The organism is Mycobacterium sp. 012931, assembly GCF_000419295.1.
Lineage (GTDB): Bacteria > Actinomycetota > Actinomycetes > Mycobacteriales > Mycobacteriaceae > Mycobacterium > Mycobacterium marinum.
Map to the genome: position 1 here is coordinate 5,153,338 of NZ_AOPX01000001.1, position 19,783 is coordinate 5,173,120.

15 protein-coding genes and 1 pseudogene are annotated in these 19,783 nt (G+C 66.9%); 6 read left to right on the plus strand and 10 right to left on the minus strand.

Features of this window, described 5'->3' with window-relative positions; all coding sequences use genetic code 11:
- Positions 1-33 precede the first annotated feature (33 nt).
- The gene (locus MMSP_RS22525; protein WP_020788487.1) at positions 34-1,563 is read right to left on the minus strand and encodes a DNA polymerase Y family protein; all 1,530 of its coding nucleotides are present in this window, start codon (positions 1,561-1,563) and stop codon (positions 34-36) included.
- Between the two features lie 48 nt (positions 1,564-1,611).
- Complete coding sequence (locus MMSP_RS22530; protein WP_020788488.1) at positions 1,612-2,271, minus strand: hypothetical protein; 660 nt, start codon at positions 2,269-2,271, stop codon at positions 1,612-1,614.
- Positions 2,272-2,440: 169 nt separating this feature from the next.
- On the opposite strand from MMSP_RS22530, the gene MMSP_RS22535 reads away from it, so the two are divergent.
- Positions 2,441-3,070, plus strand: a complete 630-nt coding sequence (locus MMSP_RS22535) for a hypothetical protein (protein WP_020788489.1) — start codon at positions 2,441-2,443, stop codon at positions 3,068-3,070.
- A 67-nt stretch (positions 3,071-3,137) separates the two neighbouring features.
- On the opposite strand, the gene guaA is transcribed toward MMSP_RS22535, so the two are convergent.
- Positions 3,138-4,715 carry a glutamine-hydrolyzing GMP synthase gene (gene guaA / locus MMSP_RS22540; protein ID WP_020727355.1) on the minus strand — a complete coding sequence of 526 codons (1,578 nt, stop codon included), beginning with the start codon at positions 4,713-4,715 and terminating at the stop codon, positions 3,138-3,140.
- Positions 4,716-4,793: 78 nt separating this feature from the next.
- Complete coding sequence (locus MMSP_RS22545) at positions 4,794-5,477, minus strand: helix-turn-helix domain-containing protein (RefSeq protein WP_020788490.1); 684 nt, start codon at positions 5,475-5,477, stop codon at positions 4,794-4,796.
- Between the two features lie 78 nt (positions 5,478-5,555).
- Between MMSP_RS22545 and MMSP_RS22550 the strand changes: the two genes are divergently transcribed.
- Positions 5,556-7,112 carry a DHA2 family efflux MFS transporter permease subunit gene (locus MMSP_RS22550; RefSeq protein WP_020788491.1) on the plus strand — a complete coding sequence of 519 codons (1,557 nt, stop codon included), beginning with the start codon at positions 5,556-5,558 and terminating at the stop codon, positions 7,110-7,112.
- Between the two features lie 481 nt (positions 7,113-7,593).
- On the opposite strand, the pseudogene MMSP_RS29050 reads toward MMSP_RS22550, so the two are convergent.
- Positions 7,594-7,725 (minus strand): annotated as a pseudogene (locus MMSP_RS29050) (TetR/AcrR family transcriptional regulator); the annotation flags it as partial.
- Between the two features lie 51 nt (positions 7,726-7,776).
- Between MMSP_RS29050 and MMSP_RS22560 the strand changes: the two are divergent.
- The 3 genes from MMSP_RS22560 (at position 7,777) to MMSP_RS22570 (ending at position 11,486) form a co-directional block, all read left to right on the plus strand.
- Entirely contained in the window at positions 7,777-8,172 is a 396-nt protein-coding gene (locus MMSP_RS22560; RefSeq protein WP_020788493.1) for a nuclear transport factor 2 family protein, read from the plus strand.
- Between the two features lie 192 nt (positions 8,173-8,364).
- Positions 8,365-9,105, plus strand: coding sequence for a beta-phosphoglucomutase family hydrolase (locus MMSP_RS22565; protein ID WP_020788494.1), 741 nt, complete (start codon positions 8,365-8,367; stop codon positions 9,103-9,105).
- Positions 9,102-11,486 carry a glycoside hydrolase family 65 protein gene (locus tag MMSP_RS22570; RefSeq protein ID WP_015354747.1) on the plus strand — a complete coding sequence of 795 codons (2,385 nt, stop codon included), beginning with the start codon at positions 9,102-9,104 and terminating at the stop codon, positions 11,484-11,486. Before MMSP_RS22565 ends, MMSP_RS22570 begins: the two co-directional genes overlap by 4 nt.
- On the opposite strand, the gene MMSP_RS22575 is transcribed toward MMSP_RS22570, so the two are convergent.
- Positions 11,472-12,047 (minus strand): TetR/AcrR family transcriptional regulator, encoded by a 576-nt coding sequence (locus tag MMSP_RS22575; RefSeq protein WP_011739157.1) that lies wholly within the window; start codon positions 12,045-12,047, stop codon positions 11,472-11,474. The two genes, MMSP_RS22570 and MMSP_RS22575, sit on opposite strands and share 15 nt — an antisense overlap.
- 60 nt (positions 12,048-12,107) lie before the next feature.
- Between MMSP_RS22575 and MMSP_RS22580 the strand changes: the two genes are divergently transcribed.
- Positions 12,108-13,004, plus strand: coding sequence for a TauD/TfdA family dioxygenase (locus MMSP_RS22580; RefSeq protein ID WP_011739156.1), 897 nt, complete (start codon positions 12,108-12,110; stop codon positions 13,002-13,004).
- Positions 13,005-13,029: 25 nt separating this feature from the next.
- Here MMSP_RS22580 and MMSP_RS22585 read toward each other — a convergent pair whose 3' ends face one another.
- The 4 genes from MMSP_RS22585 to guaB form a co-directional block, all read right to left on the minus strand.
- Positions 13,030-14,775 (minus strand): GMC oxidoreductase, encoded by a 1,746-nt coding sequence (locus MMSP_RS22585; RefSeq protein WP_011739155.1) that lies wholly within the window; start codon positions 14,773-14,775, stop codon positions 13,030-13,032.
- An 88-nt stretch (positions 14,776-14,863) separates the two neighbouring features.
- Complete coding sequence (locus MMSP_RS22590) at positions 14,864-16,705, minus strand: PPE family protein (RefSeq protein ID WP_020788495.1); 1,842 nt, start codon at positions 16,703-16,705, stop codon at positions 14,864-14,866.
- Between the two features lie 180 nt (positions 16,706-16,885).
- The gene (locus MMSP_RS22595) at positions 16,886-18,013 is read right to left on the minus strand and encodes a GuaB3 family IMP dehydrogenase-related protein (RefSeq protein ID WP_036427498.1); all 1,128 of its coding nucleotides are present in this window, start codon (positions 18,011-18,013) and stop codon (positions 16,886-16,888) included.
- A 9-nt stretch (positions 18,014-18,022) separates the two neighbouring features.
- On the minus strand, positions 18,023-19,621 hold the full coding sequence (guaB, locus tag MMSP_RS22600; RefSeq protein WP_020788497.1) for an IMP dehydrogenase: 1,599 nt from the start codon (positions 19,619-19,621) through the stop codon (positions 18,023-18,025).
- Positions 19,622-19,783: the final 162 nt, after the last annotated feature.

A 19,783-nucleotide genomic window follows, 5' to 3' on the forward strand; every position in this document is an offset into this window, starting at 1 on the left:
CACGCTGGACACGGTTAAGACTGGTCTGCGGTGTCACTCGTAACTCCCTTCGAGGTACCACCGCCGCTGCCGATAGCACAGCAGTAGCGCGCGCTCGTCCCCCAGCAGCACCTGGGCGCGGGCGGTGCGGCCTTTACCGAGATCGGGGTCCCACCACCGTTCGTCGACTGGCCAAGGTCCGGCCCACCAGTGCAGCCGGTCATCACGGCCGCCGACGACCAGTCTCGCGGGGGCAGTGGAGAACATCCCCCGGCTGGTTACCCGTACCGGATTTCCTTGGACATCAAGCAATTCCACCGGGTCGTCGAGCAATACCGCCGGCGAGGGCGCGGGTAACTGCCCTGGCCAGGGCTGCCCCGGATCGGCCTGCGGCACCGGCTCATCGCCCAGCGCGGTCAACGTGATGCGCTCGGTCGGCCCGCGACCGCCGGACAGCACCGGCACCTGAACCGCCTCCGGACCGAGCAGGCCTTGCGCCCGTACCAGCGCGCGACGGGCCCGAAGCCTGTCCTCTTCGCCCAAACCACCCCACAACGGCAACTGCAGCGCTTCAGCGGACACCACTTCGAGCGCCTGCAGACGCAACTGCGTCACTGGCGCGGTGGGCCGGTCCCTGGCGTTGCGACTGCTCAGCCATCCGTCCAGCTGCCAGCGCACCCGGTCCGCGGTGGCCTCCTCGGTCAACGGCTCGGCACACCGCCACACCCGGGTGCGCTCTTCACCGCTGTCGGTGACGGCGTGAATGGCCAGCCGGGTGCACCCCACTCCGGCGGCCAGCAACGCCTGGTGCAGCTCACTGGCCAGCGCCCGGCCGGCGAATGCCGCGGCGTCGACCCGATCGATCGGCGGATCGCAGCGCAGCACCGCCCCGAGTTCCGGCGGTGGTTCGCACCCGGAGGGAAGGCGTTCGGGCTCGCCGCGGGCGAACCGGTGTGCGGCCACCGCGTCAGCGCCGAACCGGGAAGCGACGTCGGTGCGGGAGAGCGCGGCAAATTGTCCGACGGTACGAATCCCCATCCGCCACAACAAATCCGTCAGTTCGTCACGCCCGGGTCCGGACAGGCTCGGCTCGGCGGCGAGCTGACGGACCGAAAGGGCCGACAGAAACCGTGCATCGTGTCCCGGTTCCACCACACGCCCGGCCCGCGCGGCGAAGACCGCGGTGGACAACCGATCGGCAATCCCGACCTGGCACTCGGCGCCGGCGGCGGCCACCGCGTCGATCAACCGCTCGGCCGCCTGCTGCTCAGAACCGAAGAATCGCGCCGCTCCTCGCACCGGCAGCACCAGGAGCCCGGGACGCAGCACCTCGGCGCGGGGCACCAGATCGTCTACCGCCGCGACCACCCCTTCGAAGAAGCGAGCATCACGGTCGGCGTCGGCGGTCGCGATGTGCAGTTGCGGGCAACGGGCCGCCGCCTCCCGGCGCCGCAGCCCGCGCCGCACTCCAACCGCACGTGCTGTCGACGAGCAGGCAATCACCCGGTTTGCCAAAGTAACCGCGACCGGCGCCGTCACGGGCTGATCCGCGGCGGCCGCGGCCGCGACGGCGGGCCAGTCCATGCACCAGATCGCCAACACTCGGGAAGGGGGCCCTGAATTCACCCGAACTCACCCCGTTCGCACCCGGCCGATCGATCGTCCCGCACATATCCCGCTGACCTGTAACCGCACGGCGCTGATGCGCCCGAATCCCGGTGTCGGCGCGCCCCGGTTACCCACCGTGATCTCATAGCCGCAAACCCGGGCCTCCAACCGCGTCGGTGCCCCCTCCCAGTCACCGTCGGTGACTAGCAGGGTGCAACCTCTATGACGGGCCCGGGCCACCACCGCCCGCGCCCGTGTCCGTGACACCCGCTGGCCATCAAGGCCGAGCACCACCAGGTCCATGCCATCGACGAGCACCGCCGCCACCTCCACCGGATCCGTTCCGGGATCCGGGATGACCGCGAGCCGGCTCAGATCGGCCCCTATCTCCACGGCGGCGAGCAGTCCGATATCCGGCTGGCCGACAATGGCGGCGTTGCCACCGGCCGCCGTCACCGCGGCCACCATGTTCAGCAGCAGTGACCGGGCCCCGGACAGCACCGCTACCGTGCCCCGGGGCAGGGCCACCCCAGCCACCCCAGCCGGAATCGCCAGCGGGTCAGCGGAAGGCTCGACGGCTTTCCCAGCCGGCTTCCCGGACAACACGGCGATCTGCCGACGCAGCGATTCCAGCTGTTCAGCGCGGTTTTCGTGCCGCCGATCGGAGGCCAAAGCCGTGGTCATGACAGGCCTCCTACCGACTTTCCAACCGAGCATTTTCGAAAGTATGTTCGATAGAGTCGAGTAAACACCGGGGCCACGAACCCCGTCAAGACAGCCCTCAAACGCCCATGAGACGCTGCATTGTGCGGTCCCGAAGAACCCTCTCAGCGCTGGCGGCGCTCTTGGTGGCGTGCGGCGGCTCGTCTTCCTGGGTGGCGCCGGCCCCGCCAGAGGCGAGGAACCAGCATGCCGGCCGGCGGAGATATTCGCCACCAACAACACCGCCGTCAGCACCGATCCCGACTCCAGCCAATCGCACGACCAGTTGCAGCTGTTCGAGATGCAAGCTGCCGCCACGATCGCGCAAAACGGTGCGGCGATGACGGGATCGAGACTGGTCAATGGGGTGCTGTGGTCAGACGAGCTGCACCAGAACACCTACGAACGCTCGCGCGAATTCCACGTGTGCGTTGTCGATGCACCCACGTTGCACAACGTCGCCGAGGCGCTGCGCAACCAATTCGACCAGGGATCTGTGCTGACCTTCGAATACCTACCGCAAGGTGCGCCCGCGGCGGCGAATGCCTTCACCATTGACGTGCCGGACATCGATGCCCCGCGCTTGGGCCAGGCGCTGATGGCAGATGCGGTTGCCCGGGACCGACTGCTGGGCGGATCGATCAGCACTGACGACCACACCCTGATCCTGGTCGCCGGCAACGATGATGTGGATATCGCACGTCGGCTCGTCAACGAGGCCGGGGGCTGCTGGCGCGCCGCGACCATCACCTACGGCAGGCGCGAACTCGTCGAGACTTAAACCACCGCGACTCGCGCCGGCGCGTCTTCGCAACCGGTTAAGTGTCGCGGCACTCTTATTCCCACTCTTATTCCCACTCGATGGTGCCCGGCGGCTTGCTGGTGACATCCAGCACCACGCGGTTGACCTCGGGCACCTCGTTGGTGATGCGGGTCGAGATGCGCTCGAGCACCTCGAAGGGCACCCGGGTCCAGTCAGCGGTCATGGCGTCCTCGCTGGACACCGGCCGCAGCACGATCGGATGCCCGTAGGTGCGGTTGTCGCCCTGCACTCCGACCGAGCGGACATCGGCCAGCAGCACCACCGGACACTGCCAGATCTGGTTGTCCAGGCCCGCCGCGGTCAACTCCTCGCGCGCGATCGAGTCGGCGCGACGCAGCGTGTCCAGCCGCTGCCCGGTGACCTCCCCGACGATCCGGATGCCCAAGCCCGGCCCCGGAAAAGGTTGGCGCGCAACGATCTCCTCCGGCAGACCCAACTCCCGCCCGACCGCGCGCACCTCGTCCTTGAACAGCAGCCGCAACGGCTCGACCAGGGTGAACTTCAGATCGTCGGGCAGACCGCCGACATTGTGGTGGCTCTTGATGTTGGCGGTGCCGCTGCCTCCGCCGGATTCCACCACGTCCGGATACAGCGTGCCCTGCACCAGAAACTCGATGTCGCGGCCATCCAGCACATCGCGCACCGCGCCCTCGAACGCCCGGATGAACTGGCGACCGATGATCTTGCGCTTGCCCTCGGGGTCGGTCACACCCGACAGGGCCGCCAGGAAGGTGTCGGCCACGTCGACGGTGACCAGATTGGCCTTGGTCGCGGCCACGAAGTCGCGCTCCACCTGCGCACGCTCGCCGGCACGCAACAACCCGTGATCGACGAAGACACAGGTCAACCGGTCACCGATGGCGCGTTGCACCAGCGCCGCGGCCACCGCGGAATCCACCCCACCGGACAGTCCGCAGATGGCGTGGCCATCGCCGATCTGCGTGCGTACCTGCTCGATCAGCGCATTGGCGATATTGGCGGGGGTCCACCGGGCGCCGATCCCGGCGAAGTCATGCAGAAACCGGCCGAGGATCTGTTGCCCGTGCGGGGTGTGCATCACCTCCGGGTGATATTGCACCCCGGCCAGGCGTCGCTCCCGGTTCTCGAAGGCGGCCACCGCGGCACCGGCGCTGCTGGCCACGACCTCGAATCCGTCCGGGGCCGCGGTGACCGCGTCACCGTGGCTCATCCAGACCGGCTGGATGTCGGGCAAGTCTGAATGCAAGTCGCCGCCAAGGACTTTCAGCTCCGTCCGGCCGTACTCGCTGGTCCCGGTATGAGCGACCGTTCCGCCGAGCGCCTGTGCCATCACCTGGAAGCCATAGCAGATACCGAACACTGGCAGACCCAGGTCGAACAGCGCCGGATCAAGCTGCGGAGCGCCCGGCGCATACACGCTGGCCGGCCCCCCGGAAAGCACCAGCGCCAGCGGGTCACGGGCCTTGATCTCCTCGATCGAGGTGGTGTGCGGGATCACCTCCGAGAACACCCGCGCTTCCCGGACCCGGCGGGCGATCAATTGCGCATACTGCGCACCGAAATCCACCACCAACACCGGCCGGCCCACCGGTCCAGCCACATCGAGGTCAACGGGTTCTGCCACGGGCAATCAGTCTAGAGGCTGAGCACCAGCGGGTTCGCCGACCGGTGCTGCCTCACCCGCCGGCACCGATTCCCGACACTAGGACCGGCCGTCGGCGCCCCTGGCTCGCGGCGAATTCCCCGACAACGAAAACGCGGTGCACAGCGCGTCGATGGCGCCGGGGTCGCCATCGAAGTCGATCCGCCCCAGGGCCGCTTTTCGGGTGGCTTCGTCAGCCCCCAAACGGGCCGTGACAAGGTCTAGCGCAGCGGCGCTGATCGTCACCGTCGGGGCCCCGCGGGCGGGCCCGAGGCGACCGCGCTCCACCGCGAACTCGAAACGGCGCCCGTCGATCTCGGCACGGTAGGTCGCAGCCAACCCCGGGGCGCGGGCCGGGTCGAAGCCCAGCAGGATTCCGGCGAGGAAGCCGTTCAACGGCGAAACCACGCTCGAGTCGTCGATCGGATCAATGAGGTCCAGGCCGAACCACGCGAGGGTCTGCAAGACCGGCAACACCCGCCGCCAGCCGCCGTCGCTGAGGGTGTAGACGGTCCGCCCGATCGGCGGGGGCAATTCGGTTCGGTCGACGAGCCCGCGCTCTTGGAGCTCGGCGAGTCGCTGCGCCAGCAAGTTGGTGGCAATGCCGGCCAACTCGGCGCGCAGGTCGCCGTAGCGGCGGGGCCCGCCGACCAACTCGCGCAGGATCAGCAAGGTCCACCGCTCCCCGAAGATGTCGAGCCCGCGAGCGATGGGGCAGTTCTGGTTGTAGTTGCGGGCAGACACTGCGTCACGGTACCACCGTAGACACTTTATTCAAATTTCTACTTGATTTATTTGTCTATCAGCTTTATCGTTTTGTCCATGCGTATTCAGCCCGTCTTCCGGGATCACCCGATCCTCGCGCTTGCCGTTATCTGCCTATCCGTCTTCGTGATCAGCGTGGACGCCACCATCGTCAACGTCGCCCTGCCCACGCTGTCGCGCGAACTGGGGGCAGATACCGCACAACTGCAGTGGATCGTCGACGCGTACACCCTGGTCATGTCGGGACTGCTGCTGTCGGCCGGCAGCCTTAGCGACCGCTACGGCAGGCGAGGCTGGCTCAGCGCCGGCCTCATCTTGTTCGCGCTCACTTCCGCCCTTGCCGCACAGGTGAATTCGGCGGATACGTTGGTTGCGGCGCGCGCCGCCATGGGCGTCGGAGCCGCGGTCATCTTTCCGACCACGCTGGGATTGATCACCAACATCTTCACCGACCCGGTTCCGCGCGCCAAGGCGATCGGGCTGTGGACGGCCATGGTGGGCGTCGGGGTCGCCGTCGGACCGATCACCGGCGGCTGGCTGCTCGAACACTTCTCCTGGGGCTCGATCTTTTTGGTGAACGTTCCGATTGCGGTCGCAGCCATGGCCGGCGCCATCCTGTTCGTACCGACCTCCCGCGACCCGGCGGCACCCCGCGTCGACGTTCCCGGCCTGATGCTGTCCGCGGTCGGCATCACGGCGCTGGTCTACACCATCATCGAAGCGCCCAACTGGGGATGGACCAGCACCCGCGCCAGCGGCGGCTTCATCGCGGCGGCAATCGTTCTGGTGGGATTCGCGCTGTGGGAGCGGCGCAGCAGCAATCCGATGTTGGACGTATCGGTGTTCGCCAACCGCCGGTTCTCCGGTGGCAGCCTGGCGGTGACCGCGGGCTTTTTGACGCTGTTCGGGTTCATCTTCGTCATCACCCAGTACTTCCAATTCATCAAGGACTACACGGCATTGCAGACCGGGGTGCGGTTGCTACCGGTCGCCCTCTCGATTGCACTGGCCGCCATCCTGGGACCCCGCCTGGTGGAACGGGTGGGCACCACCGCCGTGGTCGCCGCCGGCTTGGCGGTGTTCGCCGCCGCGCTGGCGTGGGCGTCCACGGCCGATGCGACAACCCCGTATACCCAGATCGCACTGCAGATGCTGCTGCTGGGCGGTGGCCTGGGCCTCACCACCGCGCCGGCCACCGAGGCGATCATGGGATCGTTGCCGGCCGACAGGGCCGGAGTCGGCTCGGCGGTCAACGACACCACCCGCGAACTCGGCGGCACCCTCGGCGTCGCCATCGCGGGCAGCGTCTTCGCATCCGTCTACTCCGGCCAGCTCGGCTCGGCGTCGGCCTTGGCCACCCTCCCGTCCGACGTGCGTTCGGCCATGAAAGGTTCGATGGCGGTGGCGCACAAGGTGATCGACCAGTTGCCGGCCGGACCGGCCGCCGGGGTACGCGACGCCGTCAATCATGCGTTCCTGGACGGCCTGCAGGTCGCAACCCTGGTTTGCGCCGGCATCGCACTGGCAGCGGCGATCGTTGTCGGCTGGCTACTGCCGGCCCGGGCCGGGCAACCGACACCAGCACAGACCGAGCCGGCACTCGCGCAGGTCTAACCGGCCGGGCCGGCCCGCAGGCACAACCACGCCGCGTCGGCAAGGATCGCCGCGTCAGCGGCATTCGGGGGGCGGCGAGGTTGCCGAGCAACCAGGCCCGCACCAACTCCTGGGCCGGTCCCAGCCAGAGCGCCTGGCTGTGCGCCGGGCTCAGGGGGCGTAGCGCCCCGTAGTGAGCGTGCGGGCGCCACCACGTCTGCACGGCGGTCGCGAAGCGCTCGTTGTGCGACCTCAGCTCGTCGGCGGCCGCGCGGTGCACGGCGGGCTCGGTCATCGTGATGAGAAATCGCGCCATCTCCGGGTGCTCGGTGCACCAGCTCAGGTGCATGCCGACAATCCCGCGCACCGCCGACTCCGCATCCGGGTAGCGCGCCAGATCCTTGAGCAACGCCTGCTGGTAACGCGTTACGCAGTCGACGTAGACGGCCGCCGCCAGCACTTCCTTGCTCGGGAAATGGTGGAAAAAACTGCCATTGCTGACACCGGCATCGCGCTGGATCTGCCGCAGTGCGGTGGCGTCGATGCCTTGGCTGAGAAACCGATTCAGCGCGGCCTCGATGATCGCCGCGCGCCGATCACCGCCGGCACGGGTGGTTGTCCGGGTGGCGGCCATGCTGCTAGCAGTAACACTCTAGAAAACTAGAGAATTACTCTAGGAGTGCCCATGCACCGAGAACAGGCCATCGAGCTGGCCGAGCGGCTCCTGCAAGCCTGGAACACCCAGGAAGTGGACCGCGTCGTCGGCTGCTACACCGCCGACGTTCGCTATCGCGACCCGAACACCCGCGGCTTCGTGGAGGGGCCTGAGGCCCTGCGCCACTACTTGACGAAGCTTTTCGACCGCTGGCGGATGCACTGGACCTTGCGAGAGGCCTATCCCCTGCGCCACGAGGACGGCGCCGCGGTGCTCTGGCGGGCCAGCTTTCGGTTCATCGGTCGTGATACCGAGGTCGAGATCGACGGCATGGATCTGGCTTTGACGCACGGCGATCGACTGAGCCGCAATGACGTCTACTTCGATCGCACGCCATTGCAGCGCCTGGCCGCCCTCGCCGCCTGACCCCACCAGACAACGCATTTCCGGGCTTTTCCGGATCGTTGCACCAGTGACCTGCGCGAGCGCCCGAAGCCGACGCGACGCACCTGCACGTAGCGGCCGCGTTTGGTACACCGGTGGGCAGTAACCCTGCGCGGTACCCGAGCGGGCATGGTGAACTGGTAGCGCCCGAACAACCCGGAAGCGAGGTCCCCCGTGCTGGGTCTCCCAGAGAAGGTCCGCGCCTGTCTGTTTGACCTGGACGGTGTGCTCACCGACACCGCCAGCGTCCATACCAAGGCCTGGAAAGCCATGTTCGACGCATACCTCTCCGAGCGTGCCGAGCGCACGGGCGGGCAGTTCGTCCCCTTCGACCCAGCCGCCGACTACCGGCAGTATGTGGACGGCAAGAAGCGAGAAGACGGGGTGCGCTCCTTTCTGAGCAGCCGGGGTATCCAGCTTCCCGACGGCAGTCCCGATGATCCCGGCGACCTCGAAACGGTGTACGGCCTGGGCAACCGCAAAAATGACATGTTCCAAAAGGTGCTGAAGAAGGACGGCGTGGACGTGTTCGAGGGTTCCCGGCGCTATCTCGAGGCAGTCTCGGCCGCGGGCCTGAGCATCGCCGTGGTGTCGTCGAGCGCCAATACCCGCGACGTGCTCGAGATCACCGGCCTGAGCCGGTTCATCCAACAGCGGGTGGACGGCGTGAGGCTGCGCGAGGAACACATCGCGGGCAAGCCGGCTCCCGACTCCTACCTGCGGGGAGCGCAGCTGCTCGACACCGCCCCGGATGCGGCGGCGGTGTTTGAGGACGCAATTTCGGGCGTGCAGGCCGGTCGAGCCGGTAACTTCGGCTACGTGGTGGGTGTTGACCGAGTGGGCCAGGCCGAAGATTTGCGGCGCAACGGCGCCGACGTCGTAATAACCGATCTCGCCGAACTGCTGCAATCATGATCAGCGAAGAAGCCTTTCCCGTCGAACCATGGCAGGTTCGCGAGACGCGGCTGGACTTGAATCTGCTGGCCCAGTCCGAGTCGATCTTCGCCCTGTCCAACGGGCATATCGGCTTGCGCGGCAACCTCGACGAGGGTGAGCCCTACGGCCTGCCGGGCACCTACCTGAACTCGTTTTTCGAGATCCGCCCGCTGCCCTATGCCGAAGCCGGGTACGGCTACCCGGAGGCCGGCCAGACCGTCGTCGACGTCACCAACGGCAAGATCCTGCGACTGCTGGTCGACGACGAACCCTTCGACGTGCGCTATGGCGAATTGCTCTCCCATGAGCGCGTTCTCGATCTGCGTGCCGGGACACTGACCCGCAGCACCCACTGGCGCTCGCCGGCGGACAAGCAGGTCAAGGTCGTATCGACCCGGCTGGTATCGCTGTCGCATCGCAGCGTCGCGGCCATCGAGTACACCGTGGAGGCCGTCGACGATTTCGCCCGGATAACCGTGCAGTCCGAACTGGTCACCAACGAGGACCAGCCGGAAACCTCGGATGACCCGCGCGTGTCGGCAATCCTGGAGCACCCGCTGCAGGCCGTCGACCACGAGAACACCGAGTGCGGAGCGCTGCTGATGCACCGCACCCGCAGCAGTGCCTTGATGATGGCCGCCGCGATGGACCACGAGGTCGAGGTGCCCGGGCGGGTCGAGATCACCACCGACGCACGTCCCGACCTGGCCCGCACCACGGTGATCTGCGGACTACGGCCCGGACAGAAACTGCGCATCGTCAAGTACCTGGCGTATGGCTGGTCGAGTTTGCGTTCGCGCCCCGCGCTGCGCGACCAGGTCGCCGGGGCACTGCACGGTGCCCGCTACAGCGGTTGGCAGGGACTGATCGACACGCAGCGCTCCTACCTCGACGAATTCTGGGACAGCGCGGACGTCGAGGTGGAGGGCGACCCGGAGTGCCAGCAAGCGGTACGGTTCGGGCTTTTCCACCTGCTGCAGGCCAGCGCCCGCGCCGAGCGCCGGGCGATCCCGAGCAAGGGGCTCACCGGAACCGGCTACGACGGCCACGCTTTCTGGGACTCGGAAGGCTTCGTGCTGCCCGTGCTGACCTATACGGCACCACACGCGGTGGCCGACGCATTGCGGTGGCGGGCCTCGACGTTGGACCTCGCCAAGGAGCGCGCGGCCGAGCTCGGTCTGGACGGGGCGAGCTTTCCCTGGCGCACCATCCGCGGGGAGGAATGCTCTGCCTACTGGCCGGCCGGAACGGCCGCCTGGCACATCAACGCCGACATCGCCATGGCATTCGAGCGGTACCGCACCGTCACCGGCGATCACTCGCTGGAAAAGGATTGTGGCCTAGCGGTTTTGATCGAGACCGCCCGGCTGTGGATCTCGCTCGGGCACCACGACCGCCACGGTATCTGGCACCTGGACGGGGTCACCGGCCCCGATGAGTACACGGCGATCGTTCGAGACAACGTCTTCACGAATCTGATGGCGGCCCACAACCTGATCACCGCGGCCGACGCCTGTCTGCGCCACCCCGAGGCCGCCCAGGACATGGGTGTCACCACCGAAGAGATGGCGGCCTGGCGGGATGCGGCCGACGCGGTGAACATCCCCTACGACGAAGAGCTGGGCGTACACCAGCAGTGTGAGGGGTTCACCACCCTGGCCGAGTGGGACTTCGAAACCAATACGACCTACCCGCTGCTACTGCACGAGGCCTATGTGCGCCTCTACCCCACCCAGGTAATCAAGCAGGCCGACCTGGTGCTGGCAATGCAGTGGCAGAGCCACGCGTTTACCGCGGAACAGAAGGCCCGCAATGTCGACTACTACGAGCGTCGCATGGTGCGCGACTCGTCGCTGTCGGCGTGCACCCAGGCGGTGATGTGTGCCGACGTCGGTCACCTGGAGCTGGCCCACGACTACGCCTACGAGGCGGCCTTGATCGACCTGCGCGATCTGCACCGCAACACCCGTGACGGCCTGCACATGGCGTCGCTGGCCGGGGCCTGGACCGCGCTGGTCGGCGGCTTCGGCCGCCTGCGCGACGACGAGGGCATCCTGTCCATCGATCCGCAACTGCCCGACGGCATTTCGCGATTGCGGTTCCGGCTGCGCTGGCGCGGCTACCGGCTGACCGTCGACGCCAACCACTCCACCGTCACCTTCACCCTGCGCGACGGGCCGGGTGCGGAACTGACCATCCGCCATGCCGGCAAGGATCTCGAGCTCAGCTCGACCAAGCCGACCACCATTTCGGTGCACAAGCACAAGCCGCTATTGCCGCCACCGCCACAGCCGCCGGGCCGTGAGCCGGTGCACCGGCGCAACATGGCTGCCAAGGTGTGGGCGTCAACCGCGACCTGAGGGCTCGATGATGCGCGCGACCTCATCGGTCACCGCCTGCCGCAGATCGGCGTCGGCCAGTTCGTCCAGACCGGTCGCCGAGCGCAGCATGGGTTCGAACAGGCGCCAGCCCAGGCACAGCGCGATGGCATTGGCGACCGCCAGCCGCGCGGTGGTGTCGTCGCCGTGATGGACACGCACCTGGCCGAGTAGCTCGGCGACGTTGGGAAAGCGCGTCTGCAGCTGCTCGGCCGGATATCCGTCGAGCAGGGTGCGCGCCCACACTCTCATCTGCCGATCCAGCGCCCGCTCGAGGTCATCGGCGGGTGTCCCGGCACGCAACAGCTCCGTCAGGTGGGTGCCCAGGTAGTCAAGGACGGCCCCGACCAGTTGTTCTTTTGCGCCGAAGTGGCGAAACACCAACCCGTGGTTGACCTTTGACCGGGCCGCGATATCGCGGATGGACGTCGCCGCCGGGCCCCGCTCGGCGAACAGATCCGCGGCGGCTTCCAGCACCGCCGCGGCTACCTCTTCCCGTCCGGTGGGGGTCTTTCGAGAACGGATTGCCGAACCTGTAGTCACACGACTACACTAGCCGATGTAGTCAACTGACTACACCCTACGTTTGCTTAAGGAACAGCAATGACAGACCTGATAACAGTCAAGAAGCTCGGCAGCCGGATAGGCGCCCAAGTCGATGGGGTGAGCCTGGGAGCCGATCTCGACGCGGCCGCCGTCGACCAGATCCGCGCGGCACTGCTCGAGCACAAGGTGATCTTCTTCCGCAACCAACACCACCTCGATGACCAGCAACAACTCCAGTTCGCCGGGTTGTTGGGCACTCCGATCGGCCACCCGGCCGCGGCGGCCGCGCTGCCCGATGCGCCGATCATCACGCCGATCAACTCCGAGTGGGGCAAGGCCAACCGCTGGCACACCGACGTCACCTTCGCCGCGAACTATCCGGCGGCCTCGATCCTGCGCGCGGTCACTCTGCCCAACTACGGCGGGTCGACCCTGTGGGCAAACACCGCGACGGCCTACGCCGAACTACCCGAACCGCTCAAGTGCCTCGTGGAGAACCTGTGGGCACTGCACACCAACCGCTACGACTACGTGGCCAACGAGGCGGTCCAGGCATTGACCGACACCCAACAGGCGTTCCGGCAGGCATTCCAGAAACCCGATTTCCGCACCGAACATCCGGTGGTGCGGGTGCACCCCGAAACGGGCGAACGCACGCTGTTGGCCGGCGACTTCGTCCGCGGTTTCGTCGGTCTGGACAGCCAGGAATCGAGCGCGCTGTTCGAACTGCTGCAACGGCGAATCACCTCGCCAGAGAACACCATCCGCTGGAATTGGGAATCAGGTGACGTGGCCATCTGGGATAACCGGGCAACCCAGCATCGGGCCATCGACGACTACGACGACCAGCATCGGCTGTTGCACCGGGTGACGCTGATGGGCGACGTTCCGGTCGACGTGCACGGGCAGCGCAGCCGAGTGATCAGCGGAGCGCCGCTGGCGCTGGCCGGCTAGCCGCCGGCCTGCGCGCCGCCCGGCGTCAGCCCGCGCTGCTGACCCGGCTGACCGGATCGATGGGCAGCCAGCGCAGCGCGCCGGGCGCGTCGGCGGGCACCACCGGGTGTTCCGGCTGAACCGGGGACAGCCGACTGTAGCCGTCGCCCTGCAGCGGCCGCTCATCGTTTTGGCCCTTGTTGGGCCAGAGCGAGGCGGCACGCTCGGCTTGTGCGGTGATGGACAGCGAGGGGTTGACACCAAGGTTCGCCGAGATCGCGGCACCGTCGACCACGAACATGGTCGGGTAGCCGTAGACGCGGTGATACGGGTCGATGACCCCGCTGTCGGGGTTGTCGCCGATCACCGCACCACCCAGGAAGTGCGCGGTCAGCGGGATGTTGAACAACTCACCCCAGGTACCGCCGGCCACCCCGTCGATCTTCTCGGCAATGCGGCGGGTCACCTGGTTGCCGACCGGGATCCAGGTCGGGTTCGGTTCGCCGTGCCCCTGCTTGCTGGAATACCAGCGGATGCCCAACTTGCCGCGCTTGGTGAACGTGGTGATCGAGTTGTCCAGGTGCTGCATGACCAGCGCGATCACCGTGCGCTCGCTCCACTGCCGGGGGTTGATCAGCCGGAACATCCTGCGCGGACTTTCCCCGGCCTGGTCGAGCAGCTGGCGCCAACGCGCCACGTCGGTGCCGCTGGGACCGGAACCGTCGGTCATCAGCGTCTGCAACAACCCCATCGCGTTGGAGCCCTTGCCGTAGCGGACCGGCTCGACGTGGGTATCCGGCGTCGGGTGAATCGACGACGTGATCGCCACCCCGTGGGTCAGGTCCAGGTCCGGATTCACCTTCAACGTCGCGGCGCCGACGATGGATTCGGAGTTGGTTCGGGTCAGCACGCCCAGCCGCTTGGAGAGCCTGGGCAACTTGCCCTTGTCGCGCATCTTGAACAGCAGATGCTGGGTCCCCCAGGTACCGGCGGCCAAGATCAGGTACGAGGCGGTGAAGGTACGCCGGTCCCGTCGTGCCCAACTGCCGGTGCGAACCGTCCGAACCTCCCACAACCCGTCCGGCCGCTGCTCGAAGCCCTTCACCGTGGTCATCGGAATCACCTCGGCACCAGCCGATTCCGCCAGACCAAGGTAGTTCTTTACCAGGGTGTTCTTGGCGCCATGGCGACAGCCGGTCATGCACTCGCCGCATTCGGTGCAGCCGGTTCGCGCGGGGCCGGCACCGCCGAAGTAGGGGTCGGGCACCGTCTTGCCCGGCGTCTTGGTGCCGTCGGGACCGAAGAACACCCCGACCGGGGTGGGCACCCAGGTGTCACCGAATCCCATCTCGTCGGCGACTTCCTTGACGATGCGGTCCGCGTCGGTGAACGTCGGGTTTTTCACCACGCCCAGCATCCGCTGCGCCTGCTGGTAGTGCGGCATCAGCTCGTCGCGCCAGTCGGTGATGTGTTTCCACTGCTGGTCGTTGAAGAATGGGTCCGGCGGAACGTAGAGCGTGTTGGCATAGTTCAGCGATCCGCCGCCCACCCCCGCGCCGGCCAGGATCATCACGTTTTTCAGCGGGTGGATGCGCTGGATGCCGTAGCAACCCAGCTTGGGCGCCCACAGGAATTTGCGCAGATCCCAGGATGTCTTGGCGAATTCGGCATCACTGAAGCGCCGGCCGGCCTCCAGCACGCCGACCCGGTAGCCTTTCTCCGTCAGGCGCAGCGCACTCACACTGCCCCCGAAACCCGAACCGATAATCAAGACGTCGTAATCCGGCTTCATGGCTGCAGTATGACCTTCTTTACATTCGATCCGCTACGGGGCACCCGATACTTCACTACACGCTATTCGCACGCCGGTGCGGCCGCGCCTAGTTGAAGAAACCCGACTGGTCATCGCCGGTGTTGAAACCGCCCGAGCTGTTGGTGCCCGAGTTCGAGATGCCCGAACTCAACGCACCCGAGTTGGCGATGCCGAAGGTGGCGTTGCCCGAGTTGGCGATTCCCGCGTTGCCAAAGCCCGTGTTGAACAGGCCCACCTGGTAGTCGCCCACGTTGTTGATTCCCGAGGTAAAACCGAAGGTTGTGGCGACGTTCATAAAGCCCGAGGTGGCGTCCCCCGAGTTATTGAAGCCCGAGACGCCCGCGCCGGTGTTACCGAAACCCGAGATCGAACCCGGTTGGGTATCGGGACTGCCGATGCCCGTGTTCACGCTGCCCGCGTTGAACAGACCCGTATTGGTGGAGCCGGAGTTGAAAAAGCCGGTGTTCACGTAGCCGGAATTGAAGCTGCCGGTGTTTCCGCCGTTGGGGCCATTGTCGCCGCCAGAGTTGAAGCTGCCGGTGTTCTCGGTGCCCGAGTTCCCGAAGCCCAGGTTGCCGCCACCGCCGTTGCCGACGCCGACGTTGCCGACGCCGACGTTGGCGGCACCCCCATTACCAAACCCGAGGTTGAAGTTGCCCCCGTTACCGAAGCCGGTGTTGACCCGGCCGGCATTCCAAAAGCCCGTGTTGGTGTCACCCGCGTTCGCGAAACCGAAGTTCCGATCCCCGGAGTTGAAGAAACCCACGTTGTTGCTGCCCGAGTTGAAGAACCCCACGTTGTTGTCACCGGAGTTGCCCAAGCCGATGTTTCCGATGCCGCCGTTGAGTCCGGCGAAGTTGATGCCCACCTGGTTGTTTCCGGTCAGGCCGAAGCCGATGTTGTTGTCGCCGTTGTTCCCGAAGCCCAGATTGTTGCTGCCGAGGTTGCCAAAGCCCACGTTGGAAAAGCCGTTGTTACCGCTACCCAGGTTGGTGTCACCAAGATTTCCGTTGCCGAAGTTGGCGTTGCCAAGGTTGCCGCTGCCCAGGTTGGCATCGCCGACGCGGTTTCCGAAGCCGAAGTTTCCCTGGCCGAGAAAGTTTCCGAAGCCCACGTTTGCGTTGCCTAGATTTCCGCTGCCCCAGTTCAGATTCCCGCGGTTACCGTTGCCGAAGTTGGTGTTGCCGGTGTTACCGCTACCCAGGTTGAAGAAGCCGTTGTTCCCGCTACCCAGGTTGGCATTTCCGGTGTTTCCGCCGCCCAGATTGAGGTTGCCGGCGTTTCCACCGCCCAGGTTGAAGTCGCCGATGTTGCCGATGCTCAGGTTTCCCACGCCGGTGTTGCCAATGCTCAAACCCGGGATGACCGACGCGGCCGGGCCGGCCAGCCCCTGCAGCGCCTGCTGCCACGACGCCAATCCCGACGCCGCGGCGGATGCCCCGCCGTGATAGCCCAGCATCGCGGCGACGTCGGCGGCCCACATCTGCTCATAGCTGCCCTCGGCCGCCGCGATCGCCGGGGCGTTCTGCCCGAACAAGTTCGTCAGCACCAGCTGCACCAGCGCATTTCGATTCGCCGCAACCGCCAACGGATGGATCATGGCCGCCCGCGCGGCCTCAAACGCGCTGACCACCTCTTTGGCCTGAAGCGCTGCCTCACCAGCCCGCACCGCCGCAGCATTGAGCCAGCTCACATAGGGCGCGGCAGCGGCCGACATCGCCGCTGCCGCCGCCCCTTGCCACGACGAACCCACCAGCCCCGACGTCACCGAGCCAAACGATTCGGCGGCCGATCCCAACTCGACCGCCAGCCCATCCCAGGCCATGGCCGCGCTCAACATCGGCCCCGACCCGGCACCAGCAAACATCCGCGCCGAATTGATCTCGGGGGGCAACATCGGAAAGTTCATTTCAGCAGTCCCTTCCCGGAACCGAGCCGTCGGCGCACGAGCTTGTTTGCTGGCCGCAGCCCATTGCGCTAACTGCGGACCATACTCGGATACCAGCCCAATGTTGGTGGTTTGCGCGGACCATCGGTGACGAGACCGATCGGCGAGTGCGTCCGGGCGCTCCAGCCGATGCGGGTGGCGTCAGCCGCCGACTGCCAAACCGACCTTCTGGAACTCTTTGAGATCGCAGTAACCGGCCTTGGCCATCGATCGGCGCAACCCGCCGACCAGGTTGAGGGTGCCGAACGGGTCGTCGGAGGGCCCATTGAGGACCCGCTCCAGCGACGGCCGCTCGCCCATCGCGATCTGCAGCAATGCCCCGCGCGGCAATGACGGGTGCGCGGCGGCGGCCGGCCAGAACCAGCCCTCGCCGAGCGCCTCGGCGGACTCGGCCAGCGGCGTACCCAGCACCACCGCATCGGCGCCACAGGCGATTGCCTTGGCCAGCTCGCCGGAGGTGTGGATGTCGCCATCGGCGAGCACGTGCACGTAGCGGCCGCCGGTCTCATCGAGGTATTCGCGCCGTGCGGCGGCGGCGTCGGCGATCGCGGTGGCCATCGGCACACTGATGCCGAGCACCTCGTCGCTGCTGGTCATCCCCTCGGTGGACCCATAGCCGACGATGACCCCGGCGGCCCCGGTCCGCATCAGGTGCAGGGCCGTGCGGTGGTCCAGGACGCCACCGGCAACCACCGGGATGTCGAGCTCGGAAATGAAGGTCTTCAGGTTCAGCGGTTCGCCATCGCTGGAAACATGCTCGGCCGAGACGATGGCGCCCTGGATGACCAGCAGGTCGATGCCGGCCTGCACCAGCACCGGCGTGAGCGCCTGAGCATTCTGCGGGCTGACCCGCACCGCGGTGGTCACACCGGCTTCGCGAATCCGTGCCACCGCCGCACCCAGCAGTCCGGGGTCCAGCGGTGCCGCGTGCAGCTCCTGCAGCAGCCGGATCGCCGCCGTCGGCTCGGGTTCCTTGCTGGCGGCCTCGACGAGCTGGGTGATCTTGGCCGCAACGTCGGCATGCCGACCGATCAGACCTTCCCCGTTGAGCACCGCCAGCCCGCCCAGGCGGCCGAGCTCGATGGCGAACTCCGGGGACACCAGGGCGTCGGTCGGGTGCGCCACCACCGGAATTTCGAACCGGTATGCGTCGAGCTGCCAGGCCGTGGAGACGTCCTTGGACGAGCGCGTCCGGCGCGACGGGACGATGCTGATCTCGCTGAGTTCATAGGTGCGACGGGCGGTGCGGCCCATGCCGATTTCAACCATCATCTGCCGTCAGCGTGCGTAGTAGTTGGGCGCTTCGACGGTCATGGCGACGTCGTGCGGATGGCCCTCTTTGAGGCCAGCGGGCGTGATACGGACAAACTGCGCCTGTTGCAGCACCTCGATGGTGGGCGAGCCGGTGTAGCCCATCGCGGCGCGCAAACCGCCGGTCAACTGATGGATCACCGAGGCCAGCGGGCCGCGGAACGGCACCCGGCCCTCGATGCCCTCGGGTACCAACTTGTCCTCGCTCAGGGCATCGTCGGCGAAGTAGCGGTCCTTGGAGTAGGACTTCGCCCCGCCCCGGCCCTGCATGGCACCGAGGGAACCCATACCGCGATAGCTCTTGTATTGCTTGCCGTTGACGAAGATCAGTTCACCGGGCGCCTCGGCGGTACCGGCCAGCAGTGACCCCAGCATGGCCGTCGATGCACCGGCGGCCAGCGCCTTGGCGATGTCACCGGAGTACTGAAGCCCCCCATCGGCGATCACCGGGATGCCCGCCCGCCGGCACACCGCGACCGCTTCCAGGATCGCGGTGATTTGCGGGGCGCCGACACCGGCCACCACCCGGGTGGTGCAGATCGACCCCGGGCCCACGCCAACCTTGACCGCGTCGGCGCCGGCGTCGACCAGGGCCGCGGCCGCCGACCTGGTGGCCACATTGCCGCCGACCACTTCGACCCGCTCACCGACTTCGAGTTTGAGTTTGCTGACCATGTCGAGCACCAGCCTGTTGTGGGCGTGCGCGGTGTCGACGATCAGCACGTCGACCCCGGCGTCCACCAGCATCATGGCGCGGACCCAGGCGTCGCCCCCGACACCGACGGCCGCGCCCACCAGCAGCCGGCCGTCGCTGTCCTTGGTGGCCAGCGGATGTTGCTCGGTCTTGACGAAGTCTTTGACCGTGATCAGCCCGGTCAACCGGCCGCTTCCGTCGACGACCGGCAGTTTCTCGATTTTGTGCCGGCGCAACAGGCCCAGGGCCGCCGACGCACTGACCCCCTCCTGCGCGGTGATCAGCGGGGCCTTGGTCATCACCTCGGCGACTTGCTTGGACTGGTCGACCTCGAAGCGCATGTCCCGGTTGGTGATGATGCCCACCAGCGCACCCGCGTCGTCGACCACCGGCAGGCCAGAAATGCGGAACCGGGCACACAACGCGTCGACCTGGGCCAGGGTGTTGTCCGGCCGGCAGGTCACCGGATCGGTGACCATCCCCGCCTCCGAGCGCTTGACCGTCTCGACCTGGCTGGCCTGCTCGGCCACCGGCAGGTTGCGGTGTAGCACCCCCATGCCGCCGGCCCGGGCCATCGCGATCGCCATCCGGGACTCGGTGACGGTGTCCATCGCAGAGCTGACCAGCGGCACCTTGAGCCGGATCTTCTTGGTGAGCTGACTGGACGTGTCAGCGGTGCTGGGCACCACGTCCGAGGCGGCCGGCAGTAGCAAGACGTCGTCGAAAGTCAGCCCGAGCATCGCCACCTTGTGCGGATCGTCGCCGCCGGTGGGCACCGAGTCGCCGGACAGGTCCCCAACACGGGCATCGCGCATGTAGGGGCTGTCGACCAGGTCGGAACTGTCTTCCAAGTGGGACATGCCACGGGACATCGGTGGGGCCTCCATACGCATGGCGGAGTGAAAGACCCATCCTATCGGCTCCCAGACTGTGACCGAGCCGCAGCTTGGGGTGTGGCGCGAGTCCAAAACAGACCGCAAGGCGCGCCCACGCAATTTCTGGCGCGATGGCTGCCTGCCTGCGTAGGCTAGGGG